This window comes from Undibacterium sp. Tian12W (assembly GCF_049339405.1).
In the GTDB taxonomy this organism is placed as follows: Bacteria; Pseudomonadota; Gammaproteobacteria; order Burkholderiales; family Burkholderiaceae_D; genus Undibacterium.
This window is the reverse complement of sequence record NZ_JBMPPK010000092.1, coordinates 1-264: the sequence shown is the minus strand read 5'-3', so window position 1 is coordinate 264 and position 264 is coordinate 1. Positions and strand designations below refer to the sequence as shown.

Here is a 264-nt window from a genome sequence, read left to right as displayed (position 1 = left end):
ATACGGTCAAGCTCAAGCTGCCGGCAGAAACCAACGTGATTTACAAAACCAAACCGGAAAACATCACCCTGTCGGTGAACAAGGATGGTGATCTGTACTGGAACGGCAGCATGAGGCCGCTGGCTGGCACGGATGCGCTGTTTGAAAAGCTCAAGGTAGAAGCAGTCAAGATCCCGCAACCGGAGTTGCATATCCGTGGAGATCAGAATACCCGCTATGAGTTTATTGGCAAAAGTATCCTGACGGCACAACGTGCCGGTATCG

1 protein-coding gene is annotated in these 264 nt (G+C 51.5%); it reads left to right on the top strand.

All coding sequences use genetic code 11. From position 1 onward, the window contains the following. A partial coding sequence (locus tag ACO0LI_RS30745) for an ExbD/TolR family protein (RefSeq protein ID WP_423037736.1) occupies nt 1–264 on the top strand: 264 nt, incomplete at both ends.